Source organism: Microcoleus sp. D2_18a_D3 (assembly GCF_036702455.1).
GTDB lineage: Bacteria > Cyanobacteriota > Cyanobacteriia > Cyanobacteriales > Microcoleaceae > Microcoleus.
On sequence record NZ_JAUBTK010000033.1, the window covers coordinates 38796 to 54587 of the forward strand.

General features: G+C 45.1%; 14 protein-coding genes. 7 read left to right on the plus strand and 7 right to left on the minus strand.

The window, feature by feature from the left end:
* Positions 1-120 precede the first annotated feature (120 nt).
* Together QUB06_RS16755 and QUB06_RS16760 are read left to right on the plus strand one after the other, a co-directional pair.
* Entirely contained in the window at positions 121-363 is a 243-nt protein-coding gene (locus tag QUB06_RS16755) for a hypothetical protein (RefSeq protein WP_333436218.1), read from the plus strand.
* A complete protein-coding gene (locus QUB06_RS16760) occupies positions 353-1636 on the plus strand; it encodes a sugar ABC transporter substrate-binding protein (protein WP_333436219.1) in 1284 nt (427 codons plus the stop codon). Before QUB06_RS16755 ends, QUB06_RS16760 begins: the two co-directional genes overlap by 11 nt.
* A 208-nt stretch (positions 1637-1844) precedes the next feature.
* On the opposite strand, the gene QUB06_RS16765 is transcribed toward QUB06_RS16760, so the two are convergent.
* From QUB06_RS16765 to QUB06_RS16775, 3 genes are all read right to left on the minus strand, one after another.
* Positions 1845-2276: a type II toxin-antitoxin system VapC family toxin gene (locus QUB06_RS16765; protein WP_333436220.1), complete on the minus strand. Its 432-nt coding sequence runs from the start codon at positions 2274-2276 to the stop codon at positions 1845-1847.
* Positions 2273-2977, minus strand: a complete 705-nt coding sequence (locus tag QUB06_RS16770; protein WP_333436221.1) for a hypothetical protein — start codon at positions 2975-2977, stop codon at positions 2273-2275. The genes QUB06_RS16765 and QUB06_RS16770 overlap by 4 nt, the downstream gene beginning before the upstream one ends.
* Positions 2978-3306: 329 nt before the next feature.
* Entirely contained in the window at positions 3307-4593 is a 1287-nt protein-coding gene (locus tag QUB06_RS16775) for a folylpolyglutamate synthase/dihydrofolate synthase family protein (RefSeq protein ID WP_333436222.1), read from the minus strand.
* A gap of 151 nt (positions 4594-4744) precedes the next feature.
* Between QUB06_RS16775 and QUB06_RS16780 the strand changes: the two genes are divergently transcribed.
* Complete coding sequence (locus QUB06_RS16780) at positions 4745-5773, plus strand: DNA cytosine methyltransferase (RefSeq protein WP_333436223.1); 1029 nt, start codon at positions 4745-4747, stop codon at positions 5771-5773.
* Here QUB06_RS16780 and QUB06_RS16785 read toward each other — a convergent pair.
* The 4 genes from QUB06_RS16785 to rsmI all read right to left on the minus strand — a co-directional run bounded on the left by QUB06_RS16785 (position 5770) and on the right by rsmI (position 9135).
* Positions 5770-6318: a hypothetical protein gene (locus QUB06_RS16785; RefSeq protein WP_333198465.1), complete on the minus strand. Its 549-nt coding sequence runs from the start codon at positions 6316-6318 to the stop codon at positions 5770-5772. The two genes, QUB06_RS16780 and QUB06_RS16785, sit on opposite strands and share 4 nt — an antisense overlap.
* Positions 6315-6818: a DUF4365 domain-containing protein gene (locus QUB06_RS16790; RefSeq protein ID WP_333436224.1), complete on the minus strand. Its 504-nt coding sequence runs from the start codon at positions 6816-6818 to the stop codon at positions 6315-6317. Before QUB06_RS16790 ends, QUB06_RS16785 begins: the two co-directional genes overlap by 4 nt.
* 135 nt (positions 6819-6953) lie before the next feature.
* Positions 6954-8171 carry a glycosyltransferase gene (locus QUB06_RS16795; RefSeq protein WP_333436225.1) on the minus strand — a complete coding sequence of 406 codons (1218 nt, stop codon included), beginning with the start codon at positions 8169-8171 and terminating at the stop codon, positions 6954-6956.
* Positions 8172-8253: 82 nt separating this feature from the next.
* Positions 8254-9135, minus strand: a complete 882-nt coding sequence (rsmI, locus tag QUB06_RS16800) for a 16S rRNA (cytidine(1402)-2'-O)-methyltransferase (RefSeq protein ID WP_333436226.1) — start codon at positions 9133-9135, stop codon at positions 8254-8256.
* Positions 9136-9247: 112 nt separating this feature from the next.
* On the opposite strand from rsmI, the gene QUB06_RS16805 reads away from it, so the two are divergent.
* From QUB06_RS16805 to QUB06_RS16820, 4 genes are all read left to right on the plus strand, one after another.
* On the plus strand, positions 9248-10105 hold the full coding sequence (locus QUB06_RS16805) for a sugar kinase (RefSeq protein WP_333436227.1): 858 nt from the start codon (positions 9248-9250) through the stop codon (positions 10103-10105).
* A gap of 232 nt (positions 10106-10337) precedes the next feature.
* Positions 10338-11465, plus strand: coding sequence for a cupin-like domain-containing protein (locus tag QUB06_RS16810; RefSeq protein WP_333436228.1), 1128 nt, complete (start codon positions 10338-10340; stop codon positions 11463-11465).
* 238 nt (positions 11466-11703) lie between these two features.
* The gene (locus tag QUB06_RS16815; protein ID WP_333436229.1) at positions 11704-12582 is read left to right on the plus strand and encodes an inositol monophosphatase family protein; all 879 of its coding nucleotides are present in this window, start codon (positions 11704-11706) and stop codon (positions 12580-12582) included.
* 459 nt (positions 12583-13041) lie between these two features.
* Positions 13042-15792 (plus strand): DUF4347 domain-containing protein (locus tag QUB06_RS16820; RefSeq protein WP_333436230.1); only part of this gene is annotated, 2751 nt, incomplete at its 3' end.

Sequence of the window (15792 nt, forward strand, 5' to 3'; positions counted from 1 at the left end):
ATTCAGCGCGCAGGCGTGTTGGAGGGTTGGTTTCCAACTGCCGCAAGAGTGCTGTAATCTCGGTATCCCGCCGTAGCTACGCAGCTCAGTCTGTGTTGCGCGATCGCTAGTTCCGATTTTATGCTATCCAATTTACTTGACAATAGCTATTCTGCTGCGAATGTCAATAAATTCCAGCTCGATCGACCGAAAACCCGCCGATTCTGCACAAAAACAGACTATCTCGCTCCTGGCCACAGGTACAAAACTCTGTTACTGACTCGATCGCGCTTGATTCGGGCGATTCCCTACGGGATAGCTTCGCTTCACGCTTTTTTGTCTAACGGTTCCCATAACTCTCAAATTTTATTCTATGAAACGTAAATCTTGGCAACTTTTTGCTGTTTTTGGGCTGGTGGGGCTGCTGCTGTCTGCGGTGGTGAGTTGCAGCAAGCCGGCTGTTAATTCCCAGGCAAATAATACGCAGGAAATCGAGTTCTGGACTATGCAGCTTCAACCTCAGTTTACTGAGTATTTCAACAAGACGATCGCCGGTTTTGAAGCGGAAAATCCGGGGGTGAAGGTGCGTTGGGTGGACGTTCCTTGGTCGGCGATGGAAAGCAAAATTTTGGGGGCTGTTTCGGCTAAAACTGCGCCGGATGTGGTGAACCTAAATCCAGATTTTGCTTCGCTGTTGGCGGGACGCAATGCTTGGCTGGATTTGGATTCTCGGATTCCGCAGCAAGTTCGATCGACCTATCTGCCAAATATCTGGAAAGCTGGCGTACTCGACGGCAAGAGTTTTGGCATTCCTTGGTATCTCACGACTGGGGTGACAATTTACAATACTGATTTGTTGAAGAAGGCTGGAATTGCTAAGCCTCCGGCTACTTATGCCGAGTTGGCACAGGTGGCGAAGCAGGTGAAGGAGAAGACTGGTAAGTTTGCTTTTTTTGTGACTTTTGTGCCGGAAGATTCGGCGGAGGTTTTGCAATCTTTCGTGCAGATGGGTGTGCCTTTGGTTGATGCTAAAGGCAAGGCGGCTTTTAATACTGCTAAGGGGAAAGCTGTTTTTCAGTATTGGGTAGATTTGTACAAGAACGGACTTTTGCCGCAGGATGTTTTGGTGCAGGGACATCGCAGGGCGATCGAGCTTTATCAAGCTGGGGAAACTACTTTGTTAGCTTCCGGGCCTCAGTTTTTGAAGGCGATTTCTGAGAATGCTCCGAGTATTGGTGCTGTTTCGGCTGCTGCGCCTCAAATTACGGGGGAAACCGGCAAGAAGACTGTGGCGGTGATGAATTTGGTTGTGCCCCGCGACAGCAAGCGCCCTGATGATGCTGTCAAGTTTGCTCTGTACGTAACTAATTCTCAAAATCAGTTGGCTTTTGCTAAGGCTGCTAATGTTTTGCCTTCTACGGTTGAGGCTTTGCAGGACGATTATTTTAAGACAGTTTCTGCTGATGCTCCTGCTGCCGATCGAGCTCGGATTGTTAGTGCTTCTGGGTTGAGTTCCGCCGAGCTATTGATTCCGCCTTTAAAGGATGTTAAGAATCTGCAAAAGGCGATTTATGACAATTTGCAGGCGGCAATGTTGGATGAAAAGTCGGTAGACCAAGCTGTTGCTGATGCGGCTAAGGCTTGGGATCAAAGGTAGTTTTTAATTGAAGCTGGGGCGGGATTTTTTGTATCTCGCCTCTTGCTTTTTTTTGCCACTTGACGTATTATTAAATAATGGGAATCTGTGTCGCCATATATAGGCATATATTAGCTTTTAAATGTAAGGTGCGTCGCCTCGCAGAGCTTCCAATCATCGCGAAAAATTCGATGGCGACGCACCCTACGATTAGCAATCGCGCTTGCTTTTAAGGTTGAATAGTCCAGTCTTCCTGCACTAAATTAGGCACTTGCGAAAAATCTCGGTAGTTGCGCGTAACGAGGATAGCATTATTAGCAATTACAATAGCACCAATCCGCAAATCTTGCGTGCCGATACGTATTTTTTGACGACGGAACTCAGTGTAAATAGTGAAAGCATTCTGGTCAAATTTCAGAATGTTGAGATTTTTGAAATCATCTAATGTATCCCATAACCTGGTGTAAGCCAATACTAATTTGTCCGCTTGCGAAGGTTCAGAAGCCTGTCTGATAACATTGAACCTGCCGCGAATTACTTCCTCTACGGTTACGATAGTTACAGCAAGGTTTTCTGCGTTAACCTCGATTCGCTGCACCATCATTGGATCATTCCTTTGCCAAAGGGAGAAACAATCCGTATCAAGTATGTATAGGCTCATTTTGTCTCAACCGCAGCGTCAATTTGACTGTAATAAGCTTCGGTTTCTGCATCGAGTTCGCGGCGATATTCTTCTATGTGTGCCAATACCTCATCGTATTGCGGATCGTTTTCATACTTACCAGCTAACCTCACCCAAGGATTGTTCGATCGACTATTCGTGAGTTTGACAGAGACAATTTCAGCTTCGGCTAGCTGGGCATTTACTAAATCGTGAAGGTTTTGCAGTGCTTGCGATCGCGTCTCGCCAAAAGCTTTAGATTCTGGCCATCCCAGCAACGCTGCACTGACTGTTCTGTCTGATTCGTTTTTAATGATTATGTGAGCAGTTGAGCTGTCGAAGTCGCCCCCAAAGTTAGTGCGATCGGCTGCGCGAATGTCGCAGGTAGCGTTACCTGTTAAGAGTGTTTTTGTCTTGACTGTCTGCTTGGTGTTTTCCTGGCGCGGATTTTCTCTTTCTCCAATGATAAGCGGGTCTGCTTTGATAACCACGTCATAAAGTTTGGCCGTGTTTGGAAACTTTTCTCGTGCTTGCCCGATCGCCGACTCACCAGCTACCTTGACTGTAGAAGAATCGATGTTTTCCTGACGCTGCTTGATTATGTTTCGCCTGAAAAGCTCGTCAAATAGTAAAGTTTGCTCTTGGGCTGGCAAAGCTTCTATATATTCAATTAGCGTTTGCACCGATATAAGGCTGCTCATAAACTTTTATCTCTAAATTTTTCTAAACTAACTTGTATTGTAACAAAAATTGGGCATTGGGCATTAGGCATTAATCTTTTTTGAGTTCGCCCCTTGCTTTTTTCGACCACTTGACGTATTATTAAATAATGGGAATCTGTGCCGCCATATATATAAGCATATATAAGCTTTTAAGTTATTATCGAATGATGAAATTACCGCCTCTTCCCAACGCGGATTCTATTCTCCTATTCGTTGCTAACGGACATGAGATTACGACAAGAAGCCCAGTGTCTATGAAGCACCTATTGCCAGTTTAGCCGAACAATTCATCTTAACGCAGGATGCGTTTAAGCTTGGGATTGTTGTTGCAGAAAGTGGCCGACGAGATAAAGAGAACCGCAAAGGATTGTTAGGTTGTCACCTGCAACAGCAGCATCTAAAGCTGTTGTTAAGTCGGGAAAGGCTTGACAGAGAGTTAATTCGGGACAGATAATTTGAGCTAGGGTGGCTAATTCTGCGGGGGATGATGAGTTTTGATCGGGTACGGGTACTAGGTAAAGTCGATCGCCCTTTTTGAGTAATGCTTTCAAAATATCATCGCAGTCTTTAGTTGCAAGAATGCCGATTACCCAGTTAATCGGTGACGGGGAACTGCTAAGATTATCTACATATTCACGCAGGGCGATCGCGGCGGCGGGGTTGTGCGCGCCGTCAATTAATATATTGCGGTTTTTCCAAGTTGTCTGCTGGAGTCTTCCGGGCCATTGGGTTTTGGCGATACCGTTTTCGATGGCGGTTGGGGAAATTTGCCATCCTTGGTTTTGAAGAGTTTGCAAAGTTGCGATCGCAATTGCTGAATTCATTAGTTGAATTTTTCCCAGCAGCGGCAATTGATATTTTATTTTAACCGCAGATGAACGCGGATTAACGCTGATTTCTGGATGTGGATGATATTCTGCAAATCCTTGTCCTAAATCTATTGCTGGTTTTACCCAAGTGGCTGGACAGTCTAATTCTTGAATGCGTTTTTCTACTACTATTCTAGCGGATTCTGGCACTTCTCCGATCACTGCCGGACATTTTGCTTTAAGAATTCCCGCTTTTTCCCCAGCAATATCTGCCACGGTGGGGCCGAGTATTTGCCAGTGTTCGAGACTGATAGAAGTGATGACGCTAGCGAGAGGTGTTTCGCAAACGTTAGTCGCGTCTAATCTACCGCCCAATCCAGTTTCTATGACGGCGATGTCTGTTTTTTGTTCGGCGAAATACAGCCAAGCTGCTGCGGTGATTATTTCAAATTGAGTGGGAGTTTCGGTGTTGTTTTGAGTAGCGGCGACAACTCGTTCTAGACACTGTTGCAAGGCTGTTGCGGAAATCGGTTTTTGGTTGATGCAAATTCTTTCTGTCCAATCGATTAGGTGCGGGGATGTGTAGCGTCCAACTCGATAGCCTGCTTCTGTTAGTACGGAAGAGAGATAAGCGCAAACGGAACCTTTACCATTTGTGCCTGCAACGTGGATAATGGGTACTTGTTGGTGGGGGTTGTCTAGTTTTTGGAGAAGTTGGTGAATTCTTTCTAAGCCGAGGTGGACACCGAAGTGTTGGTAGGATTGGAGGATGGATTCTGCATTCATTGAGGATGATAAATTCTGTTTGTGTGTGAATTATATATTTTTTTTTACCGCAGAGGGCGCAGAGGGCGCAGAGTGAGAGAAGAAAGAGAGAGATATCTAAGAAAAGAGAGGTTTATAATTGATTTATTGTATTTATTGCGGGTGAAAAAAGGTGGCTTTGGATATTATTTCTCTGTTTTCGGGTTGTGGGGGGTTGGATTTGGGTTTTCGCTTGGCTGGGTTTAATCCGGTTTGGGCGAATGAATATGATAAGTCTATTTGGGATACCTACGAGTTTAACCATCCTGAAACCATTTTAGATCGCAGAGATATCAGAAAAATCAAATCTGATGAAATTCCCAACTGTATTGGGATAATCGGCGGCCCTCCTTGTCAAAGTTGGAGTGAAGCCGGCGCGAAACGGGGGATTGATGACAGTCGGGGTCAACTTTTCTGGGAGTATATCAGAATTGTGCGGGACAAGCAGCCTTTGTTTTTTTTAGCTGAGAATGTTAGCGGTATTTTGGCTCCCAGAAACAAAGAAGCTTTCACTTATATATTATCGCAGTTTGAGGAAATCGGGTATCGGGTTTCGTACAAGTTGTTAAATGCTAAAAATTTTGGTGTTCCGCAAGATAGGCAAAGGGTGATTGTTGTTGGTTATCGGCAGAATCTGGGTTTTGGTTTTGAGTTTCCTCAACCTGGGGATGGGGTTTTGACTTTGAGAGATGCGATTTTTGACTTAAAGGCGATCGCGCCTATGTCAGTTAAGGGTAAATTAGATAATTATCACGATTCTGTCCCAAATCACGAATGTGCGGATTTGGGGTTTTCCAGCATTTATATGTCGCGCAATCGAGTTAGAAGTTGGTCTGAACCTTCTTTTACAATTCAGGCAAGCGGCAGACACGCACCTCTCCATCCTCAAGCTACTAAAATGATTTTGGTTGGCAAAGACAAACGCATTTTTGACCCCAATTCGCCTCTGCCTTACCGTCGGCTTTCTGTGCGAGAGTGCGCCAGAGTTCAGACTTTCCCGGATGACTTTATTTTTAAGTACAAGTATATTGCTGATGGATACAAAATGGTCGGCAATGCTGTTCCTGTGAATTTGGCAAGAGTTTTGGCAACTAAGATTTTTGAGGATATTGGAATCTCTAGCAGATTAGCGCCTCGACTTTACACTAATATTTTTGGTTAGTTTTGCCCTTGGTCATCTAGGGTAAAATTCCGGGTATTTTTGACAATAAATACTTGATTTTCTTTGATTAAGTCTCCCGTACAGAAAACGGGCAAGCGTTCTTGATAAGATTTGATTGCGAGGATGTAGTCTTTGTCTGCAAGTTCCGTTTTAATTTTCCGCAGTTGGTCGGCAATGACACCTAGTAAGGTAATCTCGCCACTTAATTTGTCGGCGTTAGGAGTGTGAATTTGAATCACGATTCCCTGAATAGTTGTATTAGGAATCCCGGTAATTAAATCTGCTAAAATTTCCAGTTGAGAGCGATTTTCGATGATTTCCAATGTCTCTAACATCAAGTTCATTGACACGGGAAAGTCAGGAAGAGTGGAATTTAAAGGTAGAACGATTTGAGGGGCTTCTGGCTTGATATCGCTGCTTGTCCAAATAATAGCGCGGCTGTCAATTTGTTGTGCTTGTTTCCAACCTTTTGCTTCTAAGTAGTAGCTGATTTGCTGAGGTTGGAGATTTTTGAGCAATTCAATATCCTTTATTGTCACATTCATAGTTGTCTCCCGGTTGCGATACGCTGCATGATAGTTGTCAGAGTCTCAGCCGAAAATATATTTGTTCTGGGTATGGAAATAGTGACCCTTTCTTTATTGTCAGTAGATGCTGCACCTTCTAATGATATCCAATAAGCGCAGCGTTTTAAGCAGAGTTCCGCTTCTGTTTGTTGCAGCCAGTCATTGACTCTATCGGGAACAATGACCACAATTATAATTCTAGGAGGATAGGCGTTGCTTGTGCTCAATTCTTCGTAGTTTTTAATGTTCAGGGGATAGCGAAGGCTATTGTCGTTGAGGATATCTCTTGAGGTACATTTGACTTGAATGTAAAGAATGGGAAAGTTTGGTAAACCTGATGCTGCTATTCCCGTGATAATTAGGTCTACACCCAGCTTGTCTAGAGGAGTAGTTGTTCGCTGGCAGATGCACCCTGCTGCTGAGGCAATGGCGTAAATGTAGGCATAGCTAAATTCTTCTTTTTTGGTGTTGATGTCCATTAAACTGCTAACTCGGTCTTATAGCAATCCTAAATCATTTGTAAATTTCTTACTCCCTCCCCTTGATAAGGGGAGGGTTGGGGTGGGGTAAAAAATTTACGACGATGGTGAATAATAACAGCAGTATATCATCTGTCATTTGAATTTTGTTAACTGACCGAGGTTATGCTGAATCGCATTTGTCCCGCGAATATGAGACAAGGGAGAACCTCCATACAAAAAGCTATTCAAACTAACTTGATAATTTTGTTGAACTGCTAAATCCAACCACAAATTGTTAATCGCGTCTCCCGGCTTGTAGTCGGGGATGTTGTGCTGATAATAAGGAAAACTGTCTATACAAGTATTGAAAAAGTTCTTGCGCCCGCAATGCTTTAAATACTGATATCGCGGTTTGAATTCTGTTTGATTTTCCAATACTGTATATATAGTATCTGCGAGAGATTCTGGGTCAAATTTGGCGTAAAGACCCGCACCTTCGGGGAAAACAGGCGAGTTGCCTCTGGCGTATTGGTTGAATTCTTCAAAACAAATTACAGGTACGTTGCAACTCATGGCTTCGGTAATGCCTCGGTTTTTTCCTTCGAGGAGGGAACCGAGGACGAATGCTTGGGCTCGCGAATAATATGTGGGGATTTCGCTGTAGTAGTCTACTCTTGGCACTAAGTTAATGTAGTCGGAGGGATTGCCTAAAATTTCCTCGACTTGTCGCCATTCTTTTAATGCGTACTCGTCGAGAGTTTTCAGGTTGCTAGCATCAAATTCGTGGCCGGTGACTACTGTTAATTTTATCGGTTTTTGCGGATATTTTTGGCGGTAAACTTTTAAGGCTTTGGCAATAATTGGCAAATTTTTTTCTTCGGAAATTCGCGCGACGGCTAGCAAGTCGATGTCTTTGGCGGGGACGTTGCGCGGGGAAATTAAGTATTCGTTGATGAAGTCGGTGTCTTGCAGTGGTATGATTGGTTTGTGGGCGCGATCGGGATAAGTTTCGCGAAACCACTTTTCTCGCTGCGGGTTTTTGTATAAACTGGAGTAGGCGTCAGCTATGGGGGCCCAGGAGTAGGAGATTCCGGGGGAATAGGTGAAGGAGAAAAATACTGAGGAAAGTTGGGGAAATAGTTTGTTTATTAGTTCGACTCCTTCGCTGAAGTAAATTCCTTTGATGAAACGCCCTTCGTAAAATAGTGGGGGAAGCAAGACGTAGAAACTGACTGTATCGAAGCGGTGGGGTTGGTCTTCAAATATCTCCCAGCTAAAGGCGTCTAAGTCTGCATAGATTTCGGCGATTGGTTTGTTGATTTGGGGGTTGCGTAAATATGGTTTTTGTCGATCGTAGTTTCCGCGTACCATATAATTCTGAGTGTGAGTATCTAGCTTTTTTATTTAACCGCAGAGGGCGCAGAGGGCGCAGAGAAGAAGAGAAGAGAGTTATTCACAAGTTATCTAGGGGTTGTTCTAGTGATTCATTGTCGCCTATTGTGAGGGCGAGTTGGTAGATTTGGCGGCGGGGGAGGGATGTTTGTTGCGCTAGCTGGCGGCTGGCTTGGGAACGACTTATGCCTTCGGCAATTAATGTTTGCAATTCTGCTTTAATTGCGTCTTCGGAAAATATTGGGGCGGCTGTTTGAATGCCGGCTATTACGAGGGTAAATTCTCCCTGGGGTTCGCGATTGGTGTAAAGCTCGATCGCACTTTCTATACTACCACGCCAAAACTCTTCGTGCATTTTGGTTAATTCTCTCGCCAGCACAATCTGTCGGTCGCTTCCCAAACTATTTGCTAAATCTTGTAAAGTTTGTCGCAATCGGTGGGGAGATTCGTATAATATTATAGTGCGGGATTCTATTTGCAAAGCTTCTAAACTTTGTTGGCGTTCTTGACCTTTCACGGGTAAGAATCCTTCAAATACAAATCTCTCTGTGGGTAATCCTGATGCAGTTATGCCAACTATGCAGGCGGTCGGGCCGGGAATCGGAATAATGTTAATATTAGCATCGGCGCAAGCTTTTACTAACTCGGAACCTGGGTCAGAAATTCCCGGCATTCCGGCATCGGTGACGAGGGCGATATCTTTGCCTAAATGCAGTTTGTCGAGGAGTTCGGGCAGTCGCTGCTGTTGGTTGTGTTCGTGATAGCTGATTTGGGGGGTTTTGATTTGAAAATGGTGCAAAAGTTTGCCTGTATGGCGGGTATCTTCGGCGGCGATGAAGTCTACTGTTTGCAAGATTTTGATGGCGCGAAAGGTCATGTCTTCGAGGTTGCCGATCGGGGTTCCTACGATGTAAAGTGTTCCTGTATTGGGATTTGCTTGCATTTTAAGATTGGGATTATTTAAGGATGGGACACGGGCGGGACGCCCATGCCACGCAGATGGGACACGGGCGGGACGCCCATGCCACAGGCCCATGCCACATATTTAAGAAGATATGAAAACGGGATTGTTTTTGGGATTGGCGACTTTAGATTTAGTTTATTTGGCCGGGAAGCCTCCGGGTGAAAATCAGAAAGTTGTTGCTTCTGATTGTACCATTGCTGCGGGCGGGCCGGCGGCGAATGCTGCGGTTACTTTTAGCTATTTGGGGAATGCGGCGGCATGGGCTGGTGTTTTGGGCACTCACGCGATCGCCCAATTAATTCGTGCAGACTTAACGGAGTATAATGTCAGGATAATTGATTTGGCACCAGGGCGATCGCACTCGCCGCCAGTTTCCTCGATAATTGTAACTGAAGCAACGGGCGATCGATCGGTAATTTCCATCAATGCTACGAAATCGCAAGTTGACAGTCAAACAATTAACCAGGATATTTTAACATCGGTTAGTATTGTACTGCTTGACGGACATCAAATCGCAGCCAGCAAAGAAATTGCTCAACTTGCCAAGTCAAAAAACATTCCCATTGTCCTCGACGGCGGCAGTTGGAAACCCGGATTAGAGGAAATATTGCCTTTTATTGAATGGGCTGTATGTTCCGATAATTTTTCTCCCCCAAACTGCGATAATTCAGAACAAGTCTTTGCTTACCTGTCAGCAGCAGGAATTCCCAATATTGCCATCACTCGCGGCGAAAAATCAATTTTATACCTCAGCAATGGCAGTTATGGCAGTATAGAAATACCTCAAATTCAAGCCACAGATACTTTAGGCGCTGGCGATATTTTTCACGGGGCTTTCTGCCACTACATTTTGCAACATAACTTTACCGATACTCTCACCGCAGCAGCTAAAATCGCTTCCCATTCCTGCAAAAGCTTCGGAACCCGCGCCTGGATGAATAAGGGTTAATTTTAAATTAAAATTAACCAAATTATCCGGTTAAAACCGCTCAAAGCTAGAAAAGTTGAACTGGCAACACTTGTTGAGTTAAAATCCTGACAGCAACCTCGACAAAATTTGTGAACTGCCCTCTTCTGTTCCTTCGCGCCTTTAGCGCCTTCGCGGTTCGTTAACAAGATTGCTATATTAGTAAGACAAGTTCAAACCAAGCCAAACATTCCCAAAACAACATACCCGAATCATGCCTGACACCCAACCTCTAACTATCACCCTTCCCCCTTTGCGGATTACCCTAAGCGAGCAACAACAGGTTAATCTAGAATGGCTGACGCAAAACTTGCCTAATCTACTCGCAGCGCCAAGCAAACCAGAAGTCCCCGACAATATGAAACAGTGGGTGGCGGCTAACAAATTATTAAATCAACCTGACGCAGAAATCATTCAAGCGCTAATAAGTACCGGCATAGATGCGGAAACAGCAACCGCAGAAGTTACAGCGATATCCTCTCATCCGTACTTCCAAGCAGGCAGCCATTACGTGCAGTTATTGCAGAAATTAGAATCGCATCTCAGGATTAACAATCAGTTAGCTGCATTGTCTTCCAAGTTTGGCACAATCGAACGCAAAAGCAGCCTTTCTAGAGAGTATTTTCTCGAAAATTACTACGCCAAAAATACTCCAGTAATTATTACCAACATTATGCACAACTGGAAAGCGTTGCAGTTGTGGACGCCGGAGTATTTGCAGGAAAAATACGGCGATGCAGAGGTACAAATTCAAGCTAACCGCAATTCCGACCCGAATTACGAAATCAAAATAGAAAATCACAAAAAAATTGTTTTGTTCCGCAAATATGTAGAGATGGTGGTCAAGGGCGGGCCTAGCAACGACTACTACATGGTTGCTAACAACCAAACTCTGGAAAGAGAGGAATTTAAACCGCTATTTAACGACATTGAAATCTTCCCCGAATACCTCAATCCAACGGACACAAAAGGCAGAGTTTTCTTTTGGTTCGGCCCGAAAGGCACGATTACACCGCTGCACCACGACCCAGTTAATTTAATTTTAGCGCAAGTGTCGGGTCGCAAACTAATTAAATTGATTTCTCCGCAACAAACACCTCTGCTTTATAATCACGTAGGAGTTTTCAGCAAGGTGGACGGCGAAAATCCCGATTATGACAAATACCCGCTTTACAGAGATGCGAAAATTATTGAAGTAATTTTGGAACCGGGAGAGGCTATCTTTATTCCTGTCGGTTGGTGGCATCATGTAAAATCATTGGAGGTTAGTATTTCGGTTTCGTTTACTAATTTTGTGTTTCCTAATTATTATGAATGGAAATATCCTCATATTAATTGGTAATCTCTCGTTACTAGGCTCTGCCTGGTAACGCATATAAGCGAGGCTCTGCCTCCGATTCTACTAATAGGAAAAGGAAGGCTCGGCTCCTGATTTTGCCAACAGGAAGAAGGAGGCAGAGCCTCCGGGTAGGCATTCCCCGGCAGAGCCTGGGAACGAGTAAGGGGCGGGCACGGGGGCACCGCCCCTACAGAAATCTGCGTTAATCGGCGTTCATCTGCGGTTCACAAAAAAGAAATTCATGAAAACTCTCGAAGAAATCAGCGAAATTGCCCGATCGATCGCCTGGAGTGCATCAGATATCCTACAATCCTATTATCGGCAGGATTCCAACACTCCTAACCTCGACATCCAAGAGAAAAAAGATGGCCCCGTCACCGCAGCCGATGTCGCTGTCAACTCTTACATTCTCGACGAATTGCAGTCGGCTTTAGGGAATGCAGAATTTGGCTATCTCAGCGAAGAAACTTACAAATCTTATTTAGAAAAAAACGGTCAAATTCCCTTACCTCAAAGTTGGGTTTGGATTATTGACCCGTTGGATGGAACGCGAGATTTTATTGACAGGACAGGTGAATTTGCTGTTCACATTGCTTTAGCATACCAGGGAAGACCGGTATTGGCAGTTGTGGCTTGGCCCGAACAGCAAAAGATTTATTACGCGGTGCAAAATGCGGGTGCTTTTATGGAAAGTCGGGACGGTTCGGCGGTCAAATTGCAGGTTTCGGCGCGAAATATAGTGGCAGATTTATCTATAGTAACTAGCCGCAGTCACCGGGGCGATCGCTTTAATCAATTGTTACAAAAACTGCCTTGTCAAAATCAAATAGCTGTCGGCAGTATCGGCTGTAAAATTGCGACTATTGTCGAACAAAAGGCTGATGTTTATATTGCGCTTTCGGGAAAGTCTGCACCGAAAGATTGGGATTTGGCGGCGCCGGAATTAATTTTGACTGAAGCGGGCGGTCGATTTACTCGTTTTGACGGTTCTGCTTTGCAATATAACCGGGGAGATGTGAGTCAGTGGGGGGGATTGTTGGCGAGTAACGGTTGCTGTCACGCTGCTTTGTGCGGGCAAGCTGAGCAGATTTTAGCGGGGATAGATGGGGGTTTGCGGTAAGTCCGCGCGTGGGAAGCTATCCCGTAGGGAATCGCCCGTAAAGATGGTAACGAATAAGTTTTAGGGGCGGGTTTTACGAGAAATAATTGCCTAAGACCAATTATCTCGTAAACCCGCCCCCACCCTTGCGCGAAAGTCCGCTAGGGCTTGAAACGAACGGCCCAACCTGAGCGCAGATATCTATCAAAAATCCCGCTCTTAATATTTAAGTATAATGATACTTGCTATTGAATTGTTTTTGTGTTTAATCATCCACCTCGCGCTGGCTAACCCGTAATATTACTTAATAAAATTCCCCATCTTTATCAAAACTTTAAATAAAAAGGTGTTTATAAAGAAAACTTTATATAGATTTTCTAAAAAAACAGTTATGGTTACTACAACCTTCAGAAAGTGTTTCGGATGCAAGTCGCGAAACAGGGGAATCCTTGTCTTTTTTTAGCTATTAGTAGGTGCAGTATGCCAAATTTAAATAATCAAGTTTCACCAAGTGCGATCGCCTTTATCGACACTCAAGTAGAAAATTATCAAAGTTTAGTCGCTGGGGTAAAACCGGGTACGGAAGTAGTCGTTTTGGATGGGAACCGGGATGCGATCGACCAAATTACTCAAATTTTAGCTCTTCGTACCAATATTGAGAGCATTCACATAGTTTCTCACGGTGCTCCGGGCAGCTTACAACTCGGCGACGTTCGCTTTAGTTTAGATGATATAGAGTGCGATCGGGATTCTCTACAGCAATGGTTTTCGCCACAAACCGAGTTGATCGGCAAAAATCGACCTAATATCCTGCTGTACGGGTGCTCAGTAGCAGTAGGCGAGACAGGTAAAGCATTTGTCAAACGCTTGAGTGAGTTAACCGGCGCGTCGGTTGCGGCTTCCCAAAACCTCACGGGAAGTGTAGCCAAAGGCGGCGACTGGGAACTGGAAGTCAAAACCGGGGAAATAGAAACGCCGTTAGTATTTGAACCCGAAGTGCTAGCGGGTTACGAGTATGTTCTGGCTTTTGGTGCCGCGACTAACTTTCCCATAACATACAGTCTCCGTAAAGTTGCCAGTGGCGATTTTAACAAAGACGGCAACCTTGACCTAGCCTTTGCCAGCACTGGAGTTAATCGCAACGTCTCGATCGCACTGGGAGATGGCACGGGCCTATTTGGCGCTGCCACTAATCTTAACACCAGCCCGCCAAGCGATCTCAATACCTGGTCTGTCGCGGTAGCCGACTTTAACAACGACGGCAATTCTGACTTAGTTACGGCCAATAATTTGACTAACAACGTTTCTCTCCTGTTAGGGAATGGCGATGGCACTTTTGGTACTGCCACCTACTTTGGGGTGGGGTCAAGTCCGTATACCGTCGCTGTGGGAGACTTCAACGGGGACGGCGATTCTGACTTAGCTACAGCCAATAGAACCTCTAACAACGTCTCCATCTTGCCGGGAAATGGTAATGGTACTTTTGGCGCAGCTACTAATTTGAGCGTGGGGTCAAATCCTTATTTTGTGCTTGTCGGCGACTTTAACAAGGATGGCAAGTCTGACTTTGCGACAGCGAACTTTGGTTCTAGCAGCGTATCCATCGTGTTGCAGAATGCTGATGGTACTTTCGCCCCCGCCACTAACTTTACTGTTGGAAATAGCCCTAATTACATTGCTTTAGGAGACTTTAATGGGGACAACAATCCTGACTTAGCAACGAGTAACGAAGGCGGCTCAAACAACGTATCAATACTGTTAGGAGATGGCACGGGAAACTTTAGTGCAGCTAGCAACTTTGGCGTTGGATCACAACCCCTTGCTATTGCTAGTGGTGACTTCAATGCCGATGGAAAAGTCGATTTAGCTACAGCCAACAATGGATCGGGCGATGTCTCCGTCTTGTTTGGAAGTGGCGATGGCAGCTTTGGGACTGCCACTAATTTTGTTGTGGGAGACAGTCCCCAAGGTATTGTTGTAGGTGATTTTAACGAAGATGGCTTATCCGATTTAGCTACGGCGAACTTTGGTGGTCAAAACACCTCGATTCTGCTGAATACATCATGTATAAATGGCACTCTTGGCGCTGATAACTTAAGCGGAACTCCCAATCCAGATTGTATCAATGGATTGGCAGGTAGTGACAATATTAACGGGGGTGCTGGAGACGATACTCTAAGTGGTGGTGAAGGTAGCAATGTATTAGATGGGGGTACTGGAGCCGACCGACTTATAGGCGGACCTAATAGAGATCGTCACATTGTGGATAATGTCGGAGATGTCGTTGTCGAACTTCCAAATCAAGGAATCGACAGGGTGGAATCTAGTATCACCTATACCTTACCTCCAGAAGTTGAATACTTCCTTTTAACAGGTACTGCTGGGGTTAGCGCTACTGGAAATAGTTTAGACAACATCATTGAGGGCAACTCTGGTAATAATACTTTGAACGGATTAGCCGGGGGCGACAACATTCTCGGCCGTGATGGAGACGACACCATAAATGGTGGAGATGATGGTGATAATCTAAGCGGAGAGTCCGGAACTGACCAACTTATAGGCGGATTGGGTAACGATAATCTAAACGGAGGATCTGGAGCCGACTTACTTGTAGGCGGATTAGGTAACGATAACTACAGTGTGGATGCCGAAGATGTCGTCACTGAACTTCCTGATCAAGGAATTGATTTAGTTGGCTCTAGCATCACCTACACCTTACCTGCTGAAGTTGAAAACCTCCGTTTAACAGGCACGGCACAGATTAACGGTACTGGAAATACTTTAGCCAACATTATCACCGGCAACACGGCTAATAATGCCCTCAATGGCGGTACCGGAGCCGACTCACTTAGAGGCGGATTGGGTAACGATCTCTACGTTGTGGATAATCTAGGAGATGTCGTCACTGAACAGGCAGGTGAAGGAACTGACGAGGTGCGCTCAACCGTGACCCACATCTTACCTGCAAATGTTGAAAACCTCCGTTTAACAGGCACGGCACAGATTAACGGCACTGGAAATACTTTAGCCAACATTATCACCGGCAACACGGCTAATAATGCCCTCAATGGCGGTACCGGAGCCGACTCACTTAGAGGCGGATTGGGTAACGATCTCTACGTTGTGGATAATCTAGGAGATGTCGTCACTGAACAGGCAGGTGAAGGAACTGACGAGGTGCGCTCAACCGTGACCCACATCTTACCTGCAAATGTTGAAAACCTCCGTTTA